The following is a 19055-nucleotide window of genomic DNA, read 5'->3' as shown; positions in this document are numbered from 1 at the left end:
TCGTCGATCGGCTCGTCCTGTCCGCCGGGTGCGGACTGCCGCGTCTGCTGCTTCAGTTCGCTCTGCTCGCTCACGGCTTCACCTCTGGTGCTCGTGCGGCGGCCCCCTGACTGCCATTGCATCACCCGGCAGAGGCCCTCGCACCCGGTGTCGCATGCTGTCGGCGTGCCGCGTTCCTCCACCGGCGATACGTTGGAGGAACGCGTGGCGGTCGGCCCGCCCTCGGCCGCCCCGGGCGCGTGACCTCACCTACCGGACGCCGTCGCGACCGTGCATGACGGTGTCGGCTGCGTCTGGATCCGCCGACCGGGCGGGACCCGCCGTCCGGTCCGTCCCGCCGCGACACGGCGCAGCGGCCGTCCGCCCCCAGCGACCCTTCCGCTCCCCCCCAGCGACCCTTCCGCCCCCCAGCGCCCCCCAGCGCCCCCGTGTCCCCAGGGCCCCCGGGCCTCGGCGACCAGATCGTGGAGTGTCCGCCATGAGCGACAACAACCCCACCGGCCACGAACTGCGCCACCACACCCCGAGGGAACGCGCCGAACGCGGCAAGTCCTTTCGGTCCACCGTGCCGAGGTCCGCGCACGCCGAGTTCACGCCACCGCGCAAGCGCACCGACCCGGTGGACCTCATCGACGCGCAGTCGGCGAAGCGGGTCCCCGAACTCGTGCCGATCCGCTACGGACGGATGAGCGAGTCGCCGTTCCGCTTCTACCGGGGCGCTGCCGCCATCATGGCCGCGGACCTCGCCGAGACGCCCCGCACCGGCATCCGGGTCCAGTGCTGCGGCGACGCGCACCTGCTCAACTTCCGGCTGCTGGCCTCCCCGGAACGCCGGCTGATGTTCGACATCAACGACTTCGACGAGACCCTGCCCGGCCCCTGGGAGTGGGACGTCAAGCGGCTCGCGGCCAGCCTGGTCATCGCGGGCCGCGCCAACGGCTTCAGCGTCAAGGAGCGCAAGTCCGTGGTGCGGACCGCCGTGCGGTCGTACCGCGAGCGGATGCGGGAGTACGCCGGCATGGGCAATCTCGCGGTCTGGTACACCCGTTTCGAGGCGGACGAACTGCAGAAGGCGTTCGCCCCCCGCCTCGACGCGGACACCCTCGAACGCTGGGACGCGACCCGGGAGAAGGCCCGCTCGCACGACACGCTCCAGGTCTTCGACAAGCTCACCCACGTGGTCGGCGGACGGCGCAGGATCGCCGACGACCCGCCGCTCCTGGTCCGCCTGGAGAGCCTGATGCCGAAGGCCGAGAGCGGCATGCTGGAGACCGAGATCAGCCGCCTCGTCGAGCGGTACGGCCAGTCCCTGCAGTCCGACCGCCGGTTCCTGCTGGAGACCTATCGTGTCGCCGACATCGCCCGCAAGGTCGTCGGCGTGGGAAGCGTCGGCACCCGCTGCTGGATCGTGCTGCTGCTCGGCAAGGACGACGAGGACCCGCTGTTCCTCCAGGCTAAGGAGGCCGACGAGTCCGTGCTGGCCCCCTACGCGGGCGCGGGCGGGTACCGCACCCAGGGCGAACGGGTCGTGGCCGGCCAGCGGCTGATGCAGGCGACCAGCGACATCTTCCTCGGCTGGGAGCGCACCACGGGCATCGACGGCCGCCGCCGCGACTTCTACGTCCGCCAGCTCAGGGACATGAAGGGCATCGCCGCCACCGAGAACATGTCGCCGAAACGGATGTCCATGTTCGCGTGGCTCTGCGGCGCCACCCTGGCCCGCGCCCACGCCCGCTCCGGCGACCGCATCGCGATCGCCGGATACCTGGGCGGCGGCGACGTCTTCGACCGAGCCCTGGCGACCTTCGCCGAGCTGTACGCGGACCAGAACGAGAAGGACCACCGGGCGCTCCTCGACGCCGTCCGCGCGGGACGAGTGCGCGCCGAGTCGGCGTGAGACGACGCCGGACGCCGGGGCGGCGCGACGGCGGGGTGGCTGGGCGGCGCGACGGCCGGGCGGCGGGTGGGCATCGGGCCCGGCCGAAGGCCCCGGTCGTTCACGCTGCCGCCGCCCTCAGGGGCCCGGCGCTTCCCGGCGGGACGTCCTGCCGGGCGTCCGGCTTCTGAACGCCGGAACGGCAGGCCCCTGCGGCAGCAGCTGGGTCACGGCGAAGGACACCACCGCCGCGAGCACCACGAGCGCCACCGTCTCCACGTTGCCCAGCAGCAGGACGACCAGCACCGCACCGCTGACGGGCAGCCGCAGGGCCGCCGTCACGGACGCCGCCATCCCGGCCGCCATCGCCGGCACCAGACCGAAGCCGGGCAGCGGCGCCAGCAGGGCGCCGGCCGCCCCGCCGAGGAACAGCGCGGGGAAGACCGGGCCGCCGCGCAGGCTGCCCAGACAGAGCGCGTAGGCGAGCCCCTTGAACGCCAGCACCGCCACGAGCGCGCCCACGGACCATGCGGACGCGTCCTTCGCCAGCCCGGCCAGGGCGCTCTCCCCGGACAGCGCGGCCTCGGCGGGGGAGCGGCCCGTGGAAACGGCGTAGAGGGCGGTGCAGCCGGCCACGCCGAGCGCGCAAAGCGTGGTGTTGCGCACCGTCCAGGACGTGACGAAGCCGGCGGCGTACCTCCCTCCCACGAAGATCCAGTGGATCAGGAACGCCAGAGCGGGCGCCATCAGCGGCACCCACAGGACGTCCGCCCAGTCCAGCGGCGGCGGCTTGGGCAGGCCGATGTCCAGGCTCCCGGTCCGCAGGCCCGTCCAGTGGACGAACCCGGTGAAGACCAGGTCCCCGACCCCGCTGGCCAGCAGCACCGGCAGCATCACCGAGAAGAGCTGCGGACCGCCGACCCCGGCCACCTCCATCAGCAGCACCGCGCCCACCAGAGGATTGCCGAAGAGCGCCGAGACGGCCGCGGCGGCGCCGGCCGCCCCGAGCAGCGCGGTGCTCGCCTCCGTCTGCGGGGCCCGCGCGAAGCTCGCGAAGAGCAGGGCCAGTCCGCCGCCCAGGGCGATCAGCGGCGCCTCGGGTCCGAGCACGACGCCGAGCGGCAGGCCCACGAGCGCGGCGACGAGGACACCGGGCAGCGCCTCCTTGGTGATCCCGCCCGCGTGCAGACCGCTGACGGGGACGTGTCCGCCCCGCCCGGGCAGCCGGGAGACCGTCAGCCCCACGACCACGCCGGCCACCAGGAGCAGGGGGAACCCCCACCACCACGGAGCCTGCTTCCAGCCCAGGTCCTTGGGCCAGTCCGTCCAGATCAGCCGTTCCAGCTGGTTGAGCGTCACGAGGAACCAGAAGGCGATCAACGCCACCGGAACACCGATCAGACCGCAGAAGACCAGTGCCTTGAGGTACTCGGGCCGCCGCAGCATCGTGCGCAGCAGGTCGGCCTCCGGCGGCTGGCTCCGCGGCGCGGACGCGGCGGTCGCCTCCGGCTTCGTCCCGGCGATGGGACCTCCTCGGCTCGTCGACTCGGCAGGCGATCCCCCCGTATCCCCGCATTTCGGGACGAGGCTATCCGCCCGTTCGCGTCCTGGGAGGGACCGGCGCGGACCCCGGCGCGGGTTCCTCCCGAGCCGCCGCCCGCCGGTTCCCGCCGGGGAGCCTGCTCGGCTCCGCGGTCTCGGCGTCCTGCGCGATCTCGGCGTTCTCGGCGTTCCGCGCGACGGCGACGCCCCGGGGCCTCAGCGGTGACAGGCGGCTCGCTCCTGGCCGCCCGACGCCCCCGGCACCGAGAAGGGCGAGGTCCGAAGACCTCGCCCGATCCGCAAGAAACCCCAGCTCAGAGGCGATCAGGGCCAAACCAGGCAATAAGGCTGATGCCCCGCCTCATGCAACCGATGGCTGAAGTCCTGCCATTCGTGCAGGAGTTGGTACACGTTGAAGGCGTCCCGGGGGCCTCCCCGGTCGGGCACCGTGGACCAGATGAACGCCGCCGCGCCGACCGCTTCCTCGCCGATGTCGCGGAGGGGGTCGACGACGGTCATGGGCAGCTTCACGACGGCGTAGTCGGGGTGGAGGACGACCAGTTCCAGCGGGGGCACCTTGTGGAGGGGGACGCCTTGGATGCCGGTCAGCACCATCGCGGCCATCGTCTCCGGCTTGATCTTCGTGAACATGCCGTTCATGCCGAGCTCGTCGCCGCCGAGTTCCTCGGGGCGCATCGAGATCGGGACTCGGGCCGCCGTAGCACCGTCGGGCGCGCCGAAGTACTTGTACGTCACCCCCACCCGACCACCGTTCCCGCTCCCCGCCCGGAGGCGGTCGACCCGCTGGTCGACTCGCCGGTCGACCCGCTCGGGTTCACTCGGTACACCCTGTGCCTGCGTCTGCCGTGCTTCGTTCGCTTCCTCCGCGTCGCGCCGGTGTTTTCCCCGCCGGGCACGTCGAGGACCCAGGTCGTCAGTCCCCTCGCCCAGTCCGCCACCGCGATGCATATCTCCACCCGACTGCTTTTCTAGGACGCGTGGCCCCCGCCGCGCAACCCGATCATCGTGTCAGTGACCTCCCCCACGGCCGCTCGCCGAAACGTGCGGTGAAACACCTGTCCGCAGGATCTTCGCAGCCCTCGACACACGGTCGGTGAGAGCTACGTCTGTCAGGGTCGTTACGACTCAGTTTCGCAGATGGTGAAGCGGTCGGCGGCGCGGACGGGGGAGCGGGCGGGGGAGCGGACGCGCGTCGGACGGGGGAGCGGACGCGAGGCCGGAGGGCGGAAGGGACTGGCCGTCCGGTCAGTAGGCGCGGGACGCCCCGCACGGCCCCCGCGGGTCGTTCGAGTCGCTGGCCTACCCTGGGAGGTCACTGGCAACCGGAGTCCAGCAAGTCGGAAAAGGTCGGAGAAGTCGCAGGTCATGAGCGAACTGCCCTATTCATACGATGCGCCGCTCTCGCAGGCGTTGTTCGACCGCGCGTCCGTCGTCACGCCGGGCGGGGTGAACTCGCCGGTGCGCGCCTTTCGCGCCGTGGGCGGAACGCCCCGGTTCATGGTGTCCGGCGCCGGGCCCTATCTGACGGACGCCGACGGGCGGGAGTACGTCGACCTCGTCTGTTCCTGGGGTCCCATGATCCTCGGCCACTCCCACCCCGAGGTCATCGCGGCCGTGCAGGACGCCGTCTCGCGCGGCACCTCCTTCGGCACGCCCGGTGAGGGCGAGGTCGCGCTCGCCGAGGAGATCGTGGCGCGGGTGGACCCCGTGGAGCAGGTGCGGCTGGTGTCCAGCGGGACCGAGGCGACCATGTCCGCCATCCGGCTCGCCCGCGGCTTCACCCGGCGCTCCAAGGTGATCAAGTTCGCCGGGTGCTACCACGGGCACGTCGACTCGCTGCTGGCCGCCGCCGGGTCCGGCGTCGCCACCTTCGCGCTGCCCGACACGCCCGGTGTCACGGGCGCCCAGGCCGGCGACACCATCGTCCTGCCGTACAACGACCTGGAGGCCGTGCAGGAGGCCTTCCACCGGCATCCCGGCGAGATCGCCTGTGTGATCACCGAGGCCTCGCCGGGGAACATGGGCGTCGTGCCGCCGCTGCCCGGGTTCAACCAGGGCCTCAAGGACGCCTGCGCCAACAACGGCGCGCTGTTCATCTCCGACGAGGTCATGACCGGGTTCCGGACCTCACGGGCGGGCTGGTTCGGGATCGACGGGGTGCGGCCCGACCTGATGACCTTCGGCAAGGTCATGGGCGGCGGCTTCCCCGCCGCCGCGTTCGGCGGGCGCGCCGACGTGATGGCGCACCTCGCGCCCGCCGGGCCCGTCTACCAGGCCGGCACGCTCTCCGGGAACCCGGTCGCCACCGCCGCCGGGCTCGCCCAGCTCCGGCTCCTCGACGACGACGCCTACGCCAGGGTCGACGCCGTGTCCGGGCAGATCCAGGCGCTGGTCTCCGCCGCGCTGACCAAGGGGGGCGTCGCGCACACGGTGCAGAGCGCTTCCAACATGTTCTCCGTCTTCTTCACGGACCGGCCCGTGCGGGACTACGACGACGCCAGGGCGCAGGAGTCGTTCCGCTTCACCGCGTTCTTCCACTCGCTGCTGGCCGACGGCGTCTATCTCCCGCCGTCGTCCTTCGAGTCCTGGTTCGTGTCCACGGCCCACGACGACGCGGCCGTCCAGAGAATCGCCGACGCCCTCCCGGCGGCGGCCCGAGCTGCTGCGGAGGCCACGGCGGAATGAGCACCTTCGACCAGAACGGCTCCGGCCAGGACATCACCGTCGTCCACCTCATGCGGCACGGCGAGGTCCACAACCCCGACGGGGTCCTCTACGGCCGTCTCGACGGCTACCACCTCTCCGAGCTGGGCCGGCGGATGGCCGACCGGGTCGCGGAGCACCTCGCCACCCGCGACGTCACGCAGGTCGTCGCCTCCCCGCTGGAGCGGGCGCAGGAGACGGCCACCCCGATCGCCAAGGCGCACGGCCTCGATCTGGGCACGGACGCCCGGCTCCTCGAGGCGGAGAACGTCTTCCAGGGCAAGACGTTCGGAGTGGGGGACGGCGCGCTGCGCCGGCCCGAGAACTGGAAGCATCTCGTCAACCCGTTCAGGCCGTCCTGGGGCGAGCCCTACGTCGACCAGGTCGTGCGGATGAAGGGCGCGCTGGACGCGGCCAAGGACGCGGCCCGCGGGCACGAGGCGGTGCTCGTCAGCCACCAGCTGCCGATCTGGATCGTCCGGTCCTACGTCGAACGGCGGCGGCTGTGGCACGACCCGCGCAAGCGGCAGTGCACGCTCGCGTCGCTGACGACCTTCACCTACCGGGGCGACCGGATCGTGTCCGTCGGCTACGCGGAGCCCGCCATCGACCTGGTGCCCGTGCACCTCCGCGCCGGCGCCAGGCCGACGAAGGGTCAGGGCCAGGGCAACGGCAAGGCGTTCGGGGCGTAGGCTCCGGTCACCCAGTCATGACCGAAACCGGATGACCGAGCGGTGGCTGAAATCGACCGGCCTGTTACTGAATCCGGACGTATTGGCGGAACCCCCTCGTTCGTCATGTCCTCTGAATGGGTGACGTGCCCACCAGAGAACGTGACGAACGGGGTTTGCCATGCGCGCCATCACCCGAAGGGGAGCACTCGGACTCGGCGCCGGTGCCGCTGCCGCCGCCGGACTCGTGGGCTGCGGCAGCCTCACGGGTTCGGACAAGCCCTCCCCCAAGGGCGGTTCCGGCGACGGGAAGGACTCCTCCGGCAGCCCGAAGCCGAAGCCGTCCGCCCGGCCCATCGGTGACGGTTCGACGTCCTTCACCGGCAAGCAGCCCCATCAGCCGGCCAAGCCCGTACCGCTGGAGGCCGGTCAGGAGCCGCCGCAGTTCGTCGTCTTCTCCTGGGACGGCGCGGGCGAGGTCGGCAACGGGCTCTTCCCGCGCTTCCTCGACCTCGCCAAGGACCACGGCGCGGGCATGACCTTCTTCCTCTCCGGGCTGTACCTGCTGCCCGAGTCGAAGAAGCGGCTCTACGACCCCCCGAACAACCCGCGCGGCGCCTCCGACATCGGCTACCTCTCCGACGACCACGTGAAGGCGACGCTCACCAACGTCCGCCGGGCCTGGCTCGAAGGCCACGAGATAGGCACCCACTTCAACGGGCACTTCTGCGGCGAGGGCCACGGCTCGGTCGGCAAGTGGACGCCCGCGCAGTGGCGCAACGAGATAGAGCAGGCGAAGAAGTTCGTCAAGGAGTGGCGGACCAACACCGGCTGGACCGACCTGCCCTCGCTGCCCTTCGACTACGACAAGGAACTCGTCGGCGCCCGCACGCCCTGCCTCCTCGGCCAGGGCAGCCTGCTGCCCACCGCCCGCGAACTCGGCTGGCGCTACGACGCCTCCTCGCCGGGCGGCAACCAGGTCTGGCCCAAGAAGAAGCAGGGCATATGGGACCTGCCGCTGCAGTCCATACCGTTCCCCGGTCACAGCTTCCAGGTGCTGTCCATGGACTACAACATCCTCGCCAACCAGTCGGTCAACTCGACCAAGGCCCCCGCCCACAACTACCCGGGCTGGCGGAAGCAGGCCGCCGAAGCGTACATACAGGGATTCAAGCGGGCATACGAGACGAACCGCGCTCCCTTCTTCATAGGCAACCACTTCGAGCAGTGGAACGGCGGCATCTACATGGACGCCGTCGAGGAAGCCTTCAAGCACATCGCGCGCGAGAAGGAGAAGGGCGCGGACGTGCGGCTGGTCTCCTTCCGGCAGTTCGTCGACTGGATCGACGTCCAGAAGCCGGAGATCCTCGACAAGCTGCGCACCCTCGAGGTCGGACAGCAGCCGGCCGGCGGCTGGAAGACGTTCCTGGCCGCGAGCCCCGCCACCGCGGGCACCACCTCCGGCGCCACCGCAGGCACCGGCTCCGCCGGCCCCGACGCCTCCTCGAGCGCCGCCTGAAATGCGGTTCTCGCCCCGCGAGGGGGGCGGGCAAGATCCCCAGAACGGGCATGCGAAACTTTTCACATGAGTGCCGCCAGCCGCGCCCTTCCGCGCTCGCCTGCCCCGGTCCGCCCGCGCCGTGCCGCCCTGAGCACGGCAGCCGGCGGGGCCGTCGCCGCGCTGATGCTCTCCGCCTGCGCCTCCGGAGGCGCCTCCGGAGGCGGCGGTGACACCAACTTCGTGATGGGCAAGGACGGCGTCTCCACCGTGGAGCAGGGCAAGCGGGACGCCGTACCCGACCTGTCCGGGAAGACCGTCGCCGGCGGGCAGCTCGACCTCAAGAGCTTCCGGGGCAAGGTCGTCGTCCTCAACGTGTGGGGATCCTGGTGCTCCCCGTGCCGGGCCGAGGCGCCGAACTTCCAGAAGGTCTACACCGGCCTCAAGAGCCAGGGCGTGCAGTTCGTCGGCATCAACACCCTCGACACCAGCAACAAGAACGCCCTCGCCTTCGAGAAGCAGCAGGGCATCACCTACCCCAGCCTGTCCGACCCGAAGGGCAAGCTGCTGCTGCGGTTCAAGAAGGGCACGCTCAGCCTCCAGGCCATCCCGTCCACGCTGGTCATAGACCGCAAGGGCAAGATCGCCGCCCGCTCGCTGGCCGCGCTCAGCGAGGAAAAGCTGCGCAGGATGATCGCTCCCGTCCTCGCGGAGAAGTGACGTGAGCGCTCTCACCACGCTCGCCGCCACGGGCTACAACGACACCGTGCTCAACGGCGCGTTGCTGGTCGCGCTCCCCATCGCGCTGCTCGGCGGTCTCGTCTCCTTCTTCTCGCCGTGCGTCCTGCCGCTCGTCCCCGGCTACCTCTCGTACGTCACCGGCGTCGCCGGCACCGATCTGGCCGACGCCCGCCGCGGACGGATGGTCGCCGGAGCCTCGCTCTTCGTCCTCGGCTTCACCTTCGTGTTCGTCTCCAGCGGGGCCCTGTTCGGCTACTTCGGCGACACCCTCCGGGCCAACCAGGACGTCCTGTCCCGGGTGCTGGGCGTCCTCATGATCGCCATGGGCGCGTTCTTCATGGGCCTGATGCCCTGGATGACGCAGCGCGAGTTCCGCATCCACAAGCGGCCCGTCACCGGCCTCGTCGGCGCCCCCCTGCTGGGCGCCCTGTTCGGCATCGGCTGGGTGCCGTGCATCGGCCCCACCCTCGCCTCCGTGCTGGCCCTCTCCTCCCAGCAGGGCAGCGCCGGCCGCGGCGCCCTGCTGACCGTCGCCTACTGCGTGGGCCTCGGGGTGCCGTTCGTGCTCGCCGCCGTCGCCTTCCGCAAGGCGCTCGGCGCCTTCGGCTGGGTCAAGCGGCACTATGTCTGGGTGATGCGGATCGGCGGCACCATGATGATCCTGACCGGTGTCCTGCTGCTGACCGGTGCGTGGGATCGTCTCGTGCAGGACGTGCAGTCCTGGTCCGCCGGTTTCGACGTGGGGATCTGATCCATGAGCAAGACCACCCCCGGTGCGCCGGCCGAGGCCGCCGCCTCCGACGAGCAGGAACTCGGCGCGGCCGGCTCCCAGCTGTCCACGGCCCCCACCGACACCCTCGCCAACGTCCCCGGCCTGGGCGTGATCGGCTGGACCCGCTGGTTCTGGCGGCAGCTCACCTCCATGCGGGTCGCGCTGCTGCTCCTGCTGCTGCTGGCGCTCGGCGCGATCCCCGGCTCGCTCATCCCGCAGTCCGGCACCGACGAGACCAAGGTCGCCGACTTCCGCGAGGCCCACGGGACGCTCGCGCCGGTCTACGACAGGCTCGGCCTCTTCCACGTCTACAGCTCGGTGTGGTTCTCCGCGGTCTACATCCTGCTGTTCGTCTCCCTCATCGGCTGCATCGTGCCCCGCACCTGGCAGTTCGTCGGCCAGCTGCGCAGCCGCCCGCCGGGCGCTCCGAGGCGTCTGACCCGGCTGCCCGCCTACACCACCTGGCGCACCGAGGCCGAGCCCGAACAGGTCCGCGAGGCCGCGCTCGCCCTGCTGAAGAAGCGCCGCTTCCGCTCTCACCTCGCCGGTGACGCCGTCGCGGCCGAGAAGGGTTACGCCCGTGAGGTCGGCAACCTCGTCTTCCACATCGCGCTGATCGTGATGCTGGTCGCCTTCGCCTGGGGCCAGCTCTTCAAGGCCGAGGGCAACAAGCTGGTCGTCGAGGGCGACGGGTTCTCCAACACCCTCACCCAGTACAACGACTTCAAGTCCGGCAGCCTCTTCGGCACCGACGACCTGAACCCGTTCAGCTTCACCCTGGACAAGTTCACCGGCACGTACGAGACCTCCGGCCCCAACACCGGCACCCCGCGCACCTACCAGGCCGCCCTCACCTACAGCGTGGGCGCCTACGGCAAGGACGAGAAGGCCGTCGTCAAGGTCAACCACCCGCTGGAGATCGCCGACTCGAAGGTCTACCTCACCGCCCACGGCTACGCGCCCGTCATCACCGTCCGCGACGGCAAGGGCGACATCGTCTACAGCGACGCCGTGCCGCTGCTGCCGCTCGACTCCAACGTCACCTCCACCGGCGTCGTCAAGGTCTTCGACGGCTACCGGAACGCCAAGGGCGTCAGCGAACAGCTCGGCATCTCGGCGTTCTTCCTGCCGACCTACACCAAGGGCATGGAGACGGCCTCGTCGTTCCCGGCGCTCGGCAACCCGGTGCTGAACCTGGCGCCCTACCACGGCGACCTCGGCGTCGACTCGGGCATCCCGCAGAGCGTGTACCAGCTCGACAAGACCCACATGAAGGGGTTCGAGGACGCCAAGGGCGCGCAGCTGAGGAAGAACCTCAGGCCCGGCGAGACCATGACCCTGCCCGACGGCGCCGGCACGGTGACCTACGAGGGCACCAAGCAGTGGGCGAACTTCCAGGTCACCCAGCAGCCCGCGAGCGGCTGGGCGCTCACCGGCGCCATCGCCGCGATCTTCGGCCTGGCCGGCTCCCTGTTCATCCAGCGCCGCCGGGTGTGGGTGCGCGCGGTGAAGGGCGACGACGGCGTGACGGTCGTCGAGATGGCCGGCCTCGGCCGCAGCGAGTCCGCCAAGGTGCCGGAAGAGCTCGGCGACCTCGCCGGGATCCTGTACGACCAGGCCCCCGGGGCGACCGGCCCCGGTTCCCCGGATTCCCCCGACCCCCAAGCCGTACCTGCCGAAGGGGCTGAGAAATGACTCTCGCCGCCGCAACCGAGTTGGCCGCCGCCACCAACGAGAACCTCGCGAGCATCAGCAACACGCTGATCTACTCCGCGATGGCCGTCTACACCCTGGCCTTCTTCGCGTACATCGCCGAATGGCTCTTCGGCAGCCGCAGCAAGGTCGGCCGCACCGCCGCCGCGCTCACCGCCGGGGCGAAAGCCGCGGGCGGGGCCGCGGGCCCGGCCGTCACCGTCAAGCAGAACGGCGGGACGGCCGTCCTGGAGCGGCCGCAGGTCGTCGTGCGCTCCACGGCCGGGGCGCGCGACGTGCCCGACGGGCCGGGCGCGCACGGCGGCGACGAACAGGGCGACATGTACGGCCGGATCGCCATCTCGCTCACGGTGCTCGCGTTCCTGGTCGAGCTGGCCGGCGTGGTCGCCCGCGCGGCCTCGGTGCAGCGCGCGCCGTGGGGCAACATGTACGAGTTCAACATCACCTTCTCCACGGTGGCCGTCGGCGTCTACCTCGGGCTGCTGGCGCTGAAGAAGAACGTGCGCTGGCTCGGCCTGTTCCTGATCACCACGGTCCTGCTGGACCTGGGCCTCGCGGTGACGGTCCTCTACACGGCGAGCGACCAGCTCGTCCCCGCCCTGCACTCGTACTGGCTGTACATCCACGTCTCCACGGCCATCTTCTGCGGCGCGGTGTTCTACGTCGGCGCGGTCGCCACGATCCTGTACCTGTTCAAGGACGCGTACGAGAACAAGCTCGCGACCGGCGGCAAGCCGGGCCGCTTCGCGAACTCCGTCCTCGACCGGCTCCCCGCCTCCGCCTCCCTCGACAAGTTCGCCTACCGCGTCAACGCGGCCGTCTTCCCGCTGTGGACGTTCACGATCATCGCGGGCGCGATCTGGGCGGGCGACGCGTGGGGCCGCTACTGGGGCTGGGACCCCAAGGAGACCTGGTCGTTCATCACCTGGGTCGCCTACGCCTGCTACCTGCACGCCCGCGCCACGGCCGGCTGGAAGGGCCGCAAGGCCGCCTACCTGGCCCTGATCGCCTTCGGCTGCTGGCTGTTCAACTACTACGGCGTCAACATCTTCGTCACCGGCAAGCACTCGTACGCGGGCGTCTGACCCGGACACCCCTCACCACCCGCTCGACGGCGAAGGCCGGTTCCCGCGACCAGCGACCTGGATCCCGGAAACCGGCCTTCGCCGTGTGGATCAGGCGAACGGGGTGCGGGGAGCCCGGGTCTTCCGGAGTGCGGATGCCGGTGACAGCCGTTACATTGCACGCCATGTCGAACCGCGTGAAGCGCACCTGGGCGTCCGCCGGCAGGGGGGCCGCGATCCTCCTGGGGCTCGTCGCGTACTGGATCAGCCGGGACGCGTCACCGGCCGGGGTGGTGCGGTGGGCGGTCCCCTTCGCCGTGCTCTTCGCCGGGATCACCTGCTACACGTGGTGGTACCACGGCGGGTCTCCGAAGGCCCTTGCGCTGCAGGCGAAGGCGGAAGCGAAGAAGACCCGGCGTCTCGGGCACTGATCTCCCCGTCCTGCGGGACCCGGCCGACGTCCCGGCCGACTGCGGCCCTGCCGGTCGAGGCCGTCGTGCCGCGAAGCCCTCCGCCCCCTGGAGCCCCGTCGAATGCCCGACCGCCGCCTGCGTACCGTCGATCTTGCCCGGGTCGTGGGGCTGTCCACGCAGCAGATCCGTAACTACGAGGACGCGGGTGTGCTGCCCGCGGCGGGGCGCACGGAGTCCGGGTACCGGGTCTTCGGGGAGGTGCACCGGCATGCGCTGCTGGCGTACCGGGCGCTGGTGCGGGGGTACGGGCCGGTGACGGCGGCGCGGATCATGCGGACCGTGCACGACGGGGACGTCCCGGCTGCGCTCGCCCTCGTCGACGAGGCCCATGCCGGGCTGCACGGGGAGCGCACCGCACTGCGGGCCACCGGGGAGGCCATGGAGGCGCTGGCCCGGCAGGCCCCCGAGGCCGACGGGACGCGTGCGGCCCGCGGACTGCGGATCGGGGAGGTGGCCCGGCTGCTCGGCGTGCGGACCTCGGCGTTGCGGGTGTGGGAGGCGGCCGGGCTGATCGCCCCGCCGCGCGAGCGCGGGACGCGCTACCGGCTCTACGGGCCGTCCGACGTGCGGGACGCGCGGATCGTGCACAGTCTGCGCCGCGGCCACTATCTGTTCGCCCAGATCCGGCCGGTGCTCGCGGAGTTGCGTCAGGAGGGCGGCAGCGAGGCGGCGCTGCGGTCCGCGCTGGCGGCGCGCGCGCAGACGCTGACGGCCCGCACCCGCGCGATGCTCGCGGGAGCGGGCCGTCTGCACGCCTACCTGGAGATCGTCAGCGCAGCCGGGACGACGACAGGATCGACAGCAGGTGGGCCGGGACCATCAGCCAGGTGATGACGGCGATGGCGGCCAGCGCCCAGCGGGTCGGGTCGACGGAGCCGGTGGCCGCGTCGGCGAAGGCGACGAGGAGGAGGACCAGGGACGCCTCGATGCCGTTGGTCACCCGGTGGATCTTGAACGCGGCGGCGAGCCGGCGCACCGAGGCGACGCCCTGCGAGCGCGGCGCGGACGCCTCGTCGTCGGCGACCGCGAGCCCGCGCCGGGCCCGGGCCACGTCCACCAGGTCGGTCGACGCCTTCAGCAGCACGACGCCGAGCGCGGTCACCAGCCCGAGGGACACCCAGCCGTTGAAGCCCGCCCAGCCGCCGAGCCCCGACTCGGCGGCGCGGAAGCCGAAGCCGGTCATCAGCGCCGCGTCGGCGAGATACGCGCCGAGCCGGTCGACGTAGATGCCGGACGCGCTGTTCTGGCCCTTCCAGCGGGCGACCTCGCCGTCCACGCAGTCGAAGAGCAGGAAGAGCTGCATGAGGAGGGCGGCCAGCACGGCCCCGGCCAGGCCGGGGATCAGCAGCGCGGCCCCGGACAGCACCCCGCACACCACCATCGTCCAGGTCAGCTGGTCCGGGGTGACCCGGGTGCGCACCAACTGGCGGGTGAACCGCAGGGAGATCCGCCGCATGTACAGCCGGCCCGCCCAGTGTTCGCCGTTGCGGCTCGCCAGCTTGGCCTGCGGCTGGCAGACCTCCCGCAGCTCCTCCAGTACCGGAGCAGCAACCATGAACGTTCCTCCCACGAGCCCACGATGACCGGGCAAGGCTACCGATCGCTCAAGTGGCCTTCGCCGCGGGGCGGTTCGGGCCTGGCTCAGGGGGAGCGGACGCCCCGATCGGGTGGTCCGCGTTGCCCCCTGCCGCCCGCCGCACCAGCATGAGGTCATGGACCTTCTGGATCAGGCGACCGCACGGACCTGGCTGGCCACCGCCGTCGCCGAGGCGCGGGCCGGTCTCGCCGAGGGCGGCATCCCGATCGGCGCGGCCCTGTACGGCGCGGACGGCACGCTGCTGGGCCGCGGCCACAACCGGCGCGTGCAGGACGGCGATCCCTCCACGCACGCGGAGACGGCCGCGTTCCGCGCGGCGGGCCGGCAGCGCTCGTACCGCGGCACGACGATGGTCACGACGCTCTCCCCGTGCTGGTACTGCTCCGGGCTGGTCCGTCAGTTCGGGATCTCGCGGGTGGTCGTCGGGGAGGCGGCCACCTTCCACGGCGGCCACGACTGGCTGGCCGAGCACGGCGTGGAGATCGTGCTGCTGGACGACGCCGAGTGCGTCGCGATGATGCGCGAGTTCATCGAGCGGAACCCCACGCTCTGGAACGAGGACATCGGCGTCTGACCAAATCCGTCCCGGAGCCTCGGGGCGCGGCCCCTTCCGGACGGCGGCGGCGGGCTCCTCACTGCTGGGCGAGCTGAACCGCGGGGTGCGTGTCGTCGCCCGCGAGCACGGCATCGACGGTCTGTGCGAAGCCGAGGAGTTTGTCGGCGCTCAGCCCCGCGGCCGTGTTCAACGGCCCCTCCGAGGCGACCAGCCACGCCTGGTAGTCGCGCAGGAACGCCCGGAACTGCGCGACCCGCACGTCGTCGGTGAGATGGTCGTCCGCGCACACGTCTGAGAGACCGTTGGGCTGCCGCCCGATCGACCTCAGCCAGAAGGCCTGCCATTCGCGCAGCCACGGCAGCGCGCGGTACGCGGGATTCGCCTCGACGTACATCGCGGCCAACGCCATGAACGTCTCCTGCTGGACGTCGTGCGCGTGTGCCCAGTGCTCGCGGAACCTGAACATCGACCAGCTCAAGGGGTGTCCGCCTCTCCGTGTCCAGGCCGGCCACGCCGACCGGTCCGTTCACGGTAGCCCGCCGGGCCAGACGGTTTCCGTGATTTTCCGACACGCCTGCACCCACGCGGCGGCGGCGAAACGCCGGGATCCCCCGCGGCCGACGAGAGGGCCGGAGAAGCTTCCTCGGGCGCTCGGGCGCTCGGGCGCTCGGGCGTTGGGGCGTTGGGGCGTTCGGCTAGGGTTGGTCGCCTTCGCAGTCGGCAAGGGGGGACTCGATGGCTTCGTCGGTCGGCAGCTGGCAGTCGCGGGTGGGCGAGCTCTACAGGGAAGGCGTGGAGGCCCGCGCGCAGGCCCAGGGAGCCGAAGGCGCGGAGCGCCGTCGGCTCGTTCTGCGGTCGCTGGACCTGCACAGCCGGGCGGCGGCGATCCTGCGCGCGGAGCTGGACGCCCGCCCGGACGAACCGCGGCTCAACGAACAACTCGCGTCCCTGCTGTACTCCATGGGGTCCTCGCAGACCGGCGCGGACCTGATCGACGAGGCCCTGTCGTCGCTCCATGAGAGCGAGAGCCGCTACAAGCGATCCGGGCTCACACCGCCGGCTCTGGCGACCAGGATCGGCGATGTCCGTGCCCGCCGGGCCGTGGCCCACTCCGTCGCCGGGCACGCGGCTTCCGCGCTCACCGACGCCGACGGGGCCGTGGAGGCGTATGCGGGGACCGGGTTGCAGGCCGCGGGGCCGCCCCTCTCACTGGACTTCGCCCGGGTGCTCAGCCTGGTCGCGGTCGTTCAGGCACAGCACGGTGACCCGGACCAGGCCCTGTACTGCGCCGGACAGGCCCTGAGCCGGTACAAGGACGCGAGCGACACCCTGGCCGCCGAGCCGGGCGCGCACCTCGGGTACGCCGTCGACATGGCCGCGGAGGTCGCCTCCCGGATCGAAGCCGCCCATGCCGAATGGGACCACGCCCTGGCCGTGGACGACTTCAAGCTGAGCATCGCCGAGCAGGGCTGGGGCGACCTCGCGGGCGCGCTGGCCCGCACCGGCGTGCACCTGCGCGCCGCGGGCCGCCCGGCCGAGGCGGAGCCGCTGCTCGCCCGGGCGGCCTCCCTGGACCCGGCCGCCGTGCCGGCCGAGGAGCGCGTCCTGGCCGACGGGGCGCCGGTCACGCTCGGCGAGGCGGTGCTGCAGGCCGGGGCGGCCGTGGGCGAGCCCGTGGACGCCCTGCACCGTGCTCTCACCTCCGGCGAGTCCGCCTCGGTGACCGGCCGGTTGCCGTACCCGGAGGCGGCCCCGCCGTATGCCCGACGCCTGGGCCGACTGGCAGCGGAGCTGCGGGAGTCGGAGGGCGACCCGGATGTCGCCTGGCGGCTCGCGCTGGAGAGCCACCTGTTGTACTCCACCGCCTTTCGGCACCTCGTCGGGGATCCGCGAAACTGGCTGCGGGAGCACGGCGAGGGGTGGGCGCAGACCGGGATCACCGCCCTGCATCTGGCCCTTTCGCGGGGGAGCGAAGCGGCCCACGACGACCTGTGCCGCCCGCTGGCGGCGCTGGCCGGAGGCCTGGAGGAACTGGCGGAGGCGGGCTACCCCGTCGCCGCGGCCGAGGAGCTCGCGCGCATGACGGATGACGGCGGGATGACGGCGGGATGACCCCCTGGGCCGGGCCGTCGCCGGTCATCCGTCGGCTCGTCGCCGACGGTCCGCAAGAGCTCCGGCCCCTTGCCCCAGGGGCGTACCGGTCCCGGCGTCTTCGGTGCGGCGCCCTGCCGGCCCCGCCTGGCGTCTGTTGCCCGCCAGGCGGTCCGGTGTCACGTCAGGACTTCAGGTGCCGGGTGAAGAACCGGGCCGCCGCCTCGCCCGCGTGCTGCGGGACGCCGGTGTGGCCGCCCATGTTGGCGTTCAGCGCCTTCTCCTCGGAGCCGAAGGCGTCGAACAGGTCCAGGGCGGCCTGCCGGTCGTTCCCCTCGTCGTCCCACTGCAACAGGACGTGCAGCGGTACGGTGACCCGCCTGGCCTCCTCGAACATGACCCGGGGCACGTAACTCCCGGCGAACAGAGCCGCGGCCGAGATGCGCGGCTCGACCACCGCCAGCCGGACGCCGACGGAGATCACCCCTCCCGAGTAGCCGACCGGGCCGTCGATCCCCGGCAGCGCCAGGAGGGCGTCCAGGGCGGCCCGCCATTCCGGGACCGCCTTGTCGACCAGCGGGAGGACGAGCCGGTCGACGATGTCGTCGGAGACCGGCTCGCCGGCCTCCACCGCCCGCCGCAGGTCGGCGCGGGCCTGCTCGACGGCGGGGAGACGGGGCCGGGCGCCGCTCCCGGGGAGTTCGACGGTGGCCGAGGCGAACCCCTCCGCCGCCGAGTGCCGGGCCCGTGCGGCCAGCCGGGGGCGCATCCGGTCCAGTCCGCCGGGGTGGCCGAGCAGGATCAGCGGCACCGGCGCGGAAGCGGGCGCGGATGCCGGTGCGGACGGGGGCGTCCAGAGGATGCCGGGGATGTCGCCGAGGGTGAATTCGCGTTCGAGGACGCCGTCGTCGAGACGCTGTTCAGACGTGAAGTGCATGATCGTGCCTTTCGGGAGGGCTGTGGAACGGCGCTCCCGGACGACCTATCGCCCGACCGTGACCCCGGAGGAGAGCACCCGTGTCGCTGCTGTGTTCACGGGTACCACCTCCTCGTTCTCTCGCACGGCCTCCGGGAAGCTAGCAGGGGCCGCCATGGTCCGCCAACGGGTTTTCGCGACCGACGCCGGGCGGGGTCGCGCGGACCCGGTCACCGCGCGGCGAGCACCGCGTAGTCGGCGACGGTACGGCGGTAGCGGGCGTGCCCGGTGTCCCGCGTGTGGGCGTGCTGCCACTCCTCCACGTCGGCCGGGCGCTGGCGTGCCCCCGACCCGGCCCGGCACTCGGTGCACGACGTCTCGTACTCCGCCCCGGCCGAGACGTCCGGCACGAGCGCGTACTGCGCCAGCCCCAACAGCGCTGCGTGGTAGCGGCGTTGGTGACGTCGCAGCAGGACGTCCGCGTCGGTCTCTGCGCTGCCGTCGTGCCGGGCGCGGGCGTCGTCGCGCAGGGCGGCCAGATCGGCGCAGGCCGCGCAGTCCCGGACGGGCGCGGGGGAGAGGGGCTCCGGCGTGCCCTGGAACGAGCGGGAGTTGGCGACGCGGACGGCCGCGCTGAGGCGCTCGCCGGGGGTGGCGGGACGCAGCGACTCCGGGCGGGCCTCCCACTCCCGGCCGCCGCCGAGCGGACGCAGCAGCGCGTACGGCCCCGCCGGGCCCTGGTACTCGCCGACGGTGTCCGAGACCGGGTCGTAGACGACCGTTCCCGTTTCGAACTGGTTCTCGGTGCTTTCGGTCATGCC

18 protein-coding genes are annotated in these 19055 nt (G+C 72.1%); 12 read left to right on the top strand and 6 right to left on the bottom strand.

Going from position 1 to position 19055, the window contains the following annotated elements; genetic code table 11:
• Positions 1-478 precede the first annotated feature (478 nt).
• Positions 479-1897, top strand: a complete 1419-nt coding sequence (locus tag IE239_RS29285) for a DUF2252 domain-containing protein (protein WP_190152424.1) — start codon at positions 479-481, stop codon at positions 1895-1897.
• 117 nt (positions 1898-2014) lie between these two features.
• Here the strand turns inward: IE239_RS29285 and IE239_RS29280 are convergent, their stop codons facing one another.
• Together IE239_RS29280 and IE239_RS29275 are read right to left on the bottom strand one after the other, a co-directional pair.
• Entirely contained in the window at positions 2015-3322 is a 1308-nt protein-coding gene (locus IE239_RS29280) for a chloride channel protein (RefSeq protein WP_190152423.1), read from the bottom strand.
• A gap of 420 nt (positions 3323-3742) precedes the next feature.
• A complete protein-coding gene (locus IE239_RS29275) occupies positions 3743-4180 on the bottom strand; it encodes a hypothetical protein (protein WP_190152422.1) in 438 nt (145 codons plus the stop codon).
• A 624-nt stretch (positions 4181-4804) separates the two neighbouring features.
• Between IE239_RS29275 and hemL the strand changes: the two genes are divergently transcribed.
• From hemL to IE239_RS29230, 9 genes are all read left to right on the top strand, one after another.
• Positions 4805-6124, top strand: a complete 1320-nt coding sequence (gene hemL, locus IE239_RS29270) for a glutamate-1-semialdehyde 2,1-aminomutase (RefSeq protein ID WP_190152421.1) — start codon at positions 4805-4807, stop codon at positions 6122-6124.
• On the top strand, positions 6121-6834 hold the full coding sequence (locus tag IE239_RS29265; protein ID WP_190152420.1) for a histidine phosphatase family protein: 714 nt from the start codon (positions 6121-6123) through the stop codon (positions 6832-6834). The genes hemL and IE239_RS29265 overlap by 4 nt, the downstream gene beginning before the upstream one ends.
• Positions 6835-6994: 160 nt before the next feature.
• Positions 6995-8332: a polysaccharide deacetylase family protein gene (locus IE239_RS29260; RefSeq protein ID WP_190152419.1), complete on the top strand. Its 1338-nt coding sequence runs from the start codon at positions 6995-6997 to the stop codon at positions 8330-8332.
• A 66-nt stretch (positions 8333-8398) separates the two neighbouring features.
• A complete protein-coding gene (locus IE239_RS29255; protein ID WP_190152418.1) occupies positions 8399-9031 on the top strand; it encodes a TlpA family protein disulfide reductase in 633 nt (210 codons plus the stop codon).
• A gap of 1 nt (position 9032) precedes the next feature.
• Positions 9033-9803: a cytochrome c biogenesis CcdA family protein gene (locus tag IE239_RS29250; protein ID WP_190152417.1), complete on the top strand. Its 771-nt coding sequence runs from the start codon at positions 9033-9035 to the stop codon at positions 9801-9803.
• A gap of 3 nt (positions 9804-9806) precedes the next feature.
• On the top strand, positions 9807-11519 hold the full coding sequence (gene resB, locus IE239_RS29245) for a cytochrome c biogenesis protein ResB (protein WP_190152416.1): 1713 nt from the start codon (positions 9807-9809) through the stop codon (positions 11517-11519).
• Positions 11516-12622: a c-type cytochrome biogenesis protein CcsB gene (ccsB, locus tag IE239_RS29240; RefSeq protein ID WP_190152415.1), complete on the top strand. Its 1107-nt coding sequence runs from the start codon at positions 11516-11518 to the stop codon at positions 12620-12622. The genes resB and ccsB overlap by 4 nt, the downstream gene beginning before the upstream one ends.
• Positions 12623-12786: 164 nt before the next feature.
• Complete coding sequence (locus IE239_RS29235) at positions 12787-13032, top strand: hypothetical protein (protein WP_190152414.1); 246 nt, start codon at positions 12787-12789, stop codon at positions 13030-13032.
• Between the two features lie 102 nt (positions 13033-13134).
• Entirely contained in the window at positions 13135-13905 is a 771-nt protein-coding gene (locus IE239_RS29230) for a MerR family transcriptional regulator (protein ID WP_190152413.1), read from the top strand.
• Here IE239_RS29230 and IE239_RS29225 read toward each other — a convergent pair.
• Positions 13844-14629, bottom strand: coding sequence for a CDP-alcohol phosphatidyltransferase family protein (locus IE239_RS29225; RefSeq protein ID WP_190152412.1), 786 nt, complete (start codon positions 14627-14629; stop codon positions 13844-13846). The genes IE239_RS29230 and IE239_RS29225 overlap by 62 nt on opposite strands.
• Before the next feature lie 157 nt (positions 14630-14786).
• On the opposite strand from IE239_RS29225, the gene IE239_RS29220 reads away from it, so the two are divergent.
• Positions 14787-15245, top strand: a complete 459-nt coding sequence (locus IE239_RS29220; protein ID WP_190152411.1) for a nucleoside deaminase — start codon at positions 14787-14789, stop codon at positions 15243-15245.
• Between the two features lie 58 nt (positions 15246-15303).
• On the opposite strand, the gene IE239_RS29215 is transcribed toward IE239_RS29220, so the two are convergent.
• Complete coding sequence (locus tag IE239_RS29215; protein ID WP_190152410.1) at positions 15304-15705, bottom strand: hypothetical protein; 402 nt, start codon at positions 15703-15705, stop codon at positions 15304-15306.
• A 257-nt stretch (positions 15706-15962) separates the two neighbouring features.
• Between IE239_RS29215 and IE239_RS29210 the strand changes: the two genes are divergently transcribed.
• Positions 15963-17339, top strand: coding sequence for a hypothetical protein (locus IE239_RS29210; RefSeq protein ID WP_190152409.1), 1377 nt, complete (start codon positions 15963-15965; stop codon positions 17337-17339).
• 163 nt (positions 17340-17502) lie between these two features.
• Here the strand turns inward: IE239_RS29210 and IE239_RS29205 are convergent, their stop codons facing one another.
• Together IE239_RS29205 and IE239_RS43135 are read right to left on the bottom strand one after the other, a co-directional pair.
• Entirely contained in the window at positions 17503-18255 is a 753-nt protein-coding gene (locus tag IE239_RS29205; protein ID WP_190152408.1) for a dienelactone hydrolase family protein, read from the bottom strand.
• Between the two features lie 209 nt (positions 18256-18464).
• Positions 18465-19052, bottom strand: coding sequence for a DUF7848 domain-containing protein (locus IE239_RS43135; RefSeq protein WP_190152407.1), 588 nt, complete (start codon positions 19050-19052; stop codon positions 18465-18467).
• Positions 19053-19055 lie beyond the last annotated feature (3 nt).

The organism is Streptomyces humidus, from assembly GCF_014649655.1.
In the GTDB taxonomy this organism is placed as follows: domain Bacteria; phylum Actinomycetota; class Actinomycetes; order Streptomycetales; family Streptomycetaceae; genus Streptomyces; species Streptomyces humidus.
The sequence above is the reverse complement of the archived record's forward strand: the minus strand, read 5'-3'. Positions and strand labels throughout refer to the sequence as shown.

Excerpts from the sequence above, each read along its gene's own strand:
- IE239_RS29285 (WP_190152424.1), top strand. The coding sequence starts at position 479 with ATGAGCGACAACAACCCCACCGGCCACGAACTGCGCCACCACACCCCG.
- IE239_RS29280 (WP_190152423.1), bottom strand. The coding sequence starts at position 3,322 with ATGCTGCGGCGGCCCGAGTACCTCAAGGCACTGGTCTTCTGCGGTCTG.
- hemL (WP_190152421.1), top strand. The coding sequence starts at position 4,805 with ATGAGCGAACTGCCCTATTCATACGATGCGCCGCTCTCGCAGGCGTTG.
- IE239_RS29265 (WP_190152420.1), top strand. The coding sequence starts at position 6,121 with ATGAGCACCTTCGACCAGAACGGCTCCGGCCAGGACATCACCGTCGTC.
- IE239_RS29260 (WP_190152419.1), top strand. The coding sequence starts at position 6,995 with ATGCGCGCCATCACCCGAAGGGGAGCACTCGGACTCGGCGCCGGTGCC.
- IE239_RS29255 (WP_190152418.1), top strand. The coding sequence starts at position 8,399 with ATGAGTGCCGCCAGCCGCGCCCTTCCGCGCTCGCCTGCCCCGGTCCGC.
- resB (WP_190152416.1), top strand. The coding sequence starts at position 9,807 with ATGAGCAAGACCACCCCCGGTGCGCCGGCCGAGGCCGCCGCCTCCGAC.
- ccsB (WP_190152415.1), top strand. The coding sequence starts at position 11,516 with ATGACTCTCGCCGCCGCAACCGAGTTGGCCGCCGCCACCAACGAGAAC.
- IE239_RS29235 (WP_190152414.1), top strand. The coding sequence starts at position 12,787 with ATGTCGAACCGCGTGAAGCGCACCTGGGCGTCCGCCGGCAGGGGGGCC.
- IE239_RS29230 (WP_190152413.1), top strand. The coding sequence starts at position 13,135 with ATGCCCGACCGCCGCCTGCGTACCGTCGATCTTGCCCGGGTCGTGGGG.
- IE239_RS29225 (WP_190152412.1), bottom strand. The coding sequence starts at position 14,629 with ATGGTTGCTGCTCCGGTACTGGAGGAGCTGCGGGAGGTCTGCCAGCCG.
- IE239_RS29220 (WP_190152411.1), top strand. The coding sequence starts at position 14,787 with ATGGACCTTCTGGATCAGGCGACCGCACGGACCTGGCTGGCCACCGCC.
- IE239_RS29210 (WP_190152409.1), top strand. The coding sequence starts at position 15,963 with ATGGCTTCGTCGGTCGGCAGCTGGCAGTCGCGGGTGGGCGAGCTCTAC.
- IE239_RS29205 (WP_190152408.1), bottom strand. The coding sequence starts at position 18,255 with ATGCACTTCACGTCTGAACAGCGTCTCGACGACGGCGTCCTCGAACGC.
- IE239_RS43135 (WP_190152407.1), bottom strand. The coding sequence starts at position 19,052 with ATGACCGAAAGCACCGAGAACCAGTTCGAAACGGGAACGGTCGTCTAC.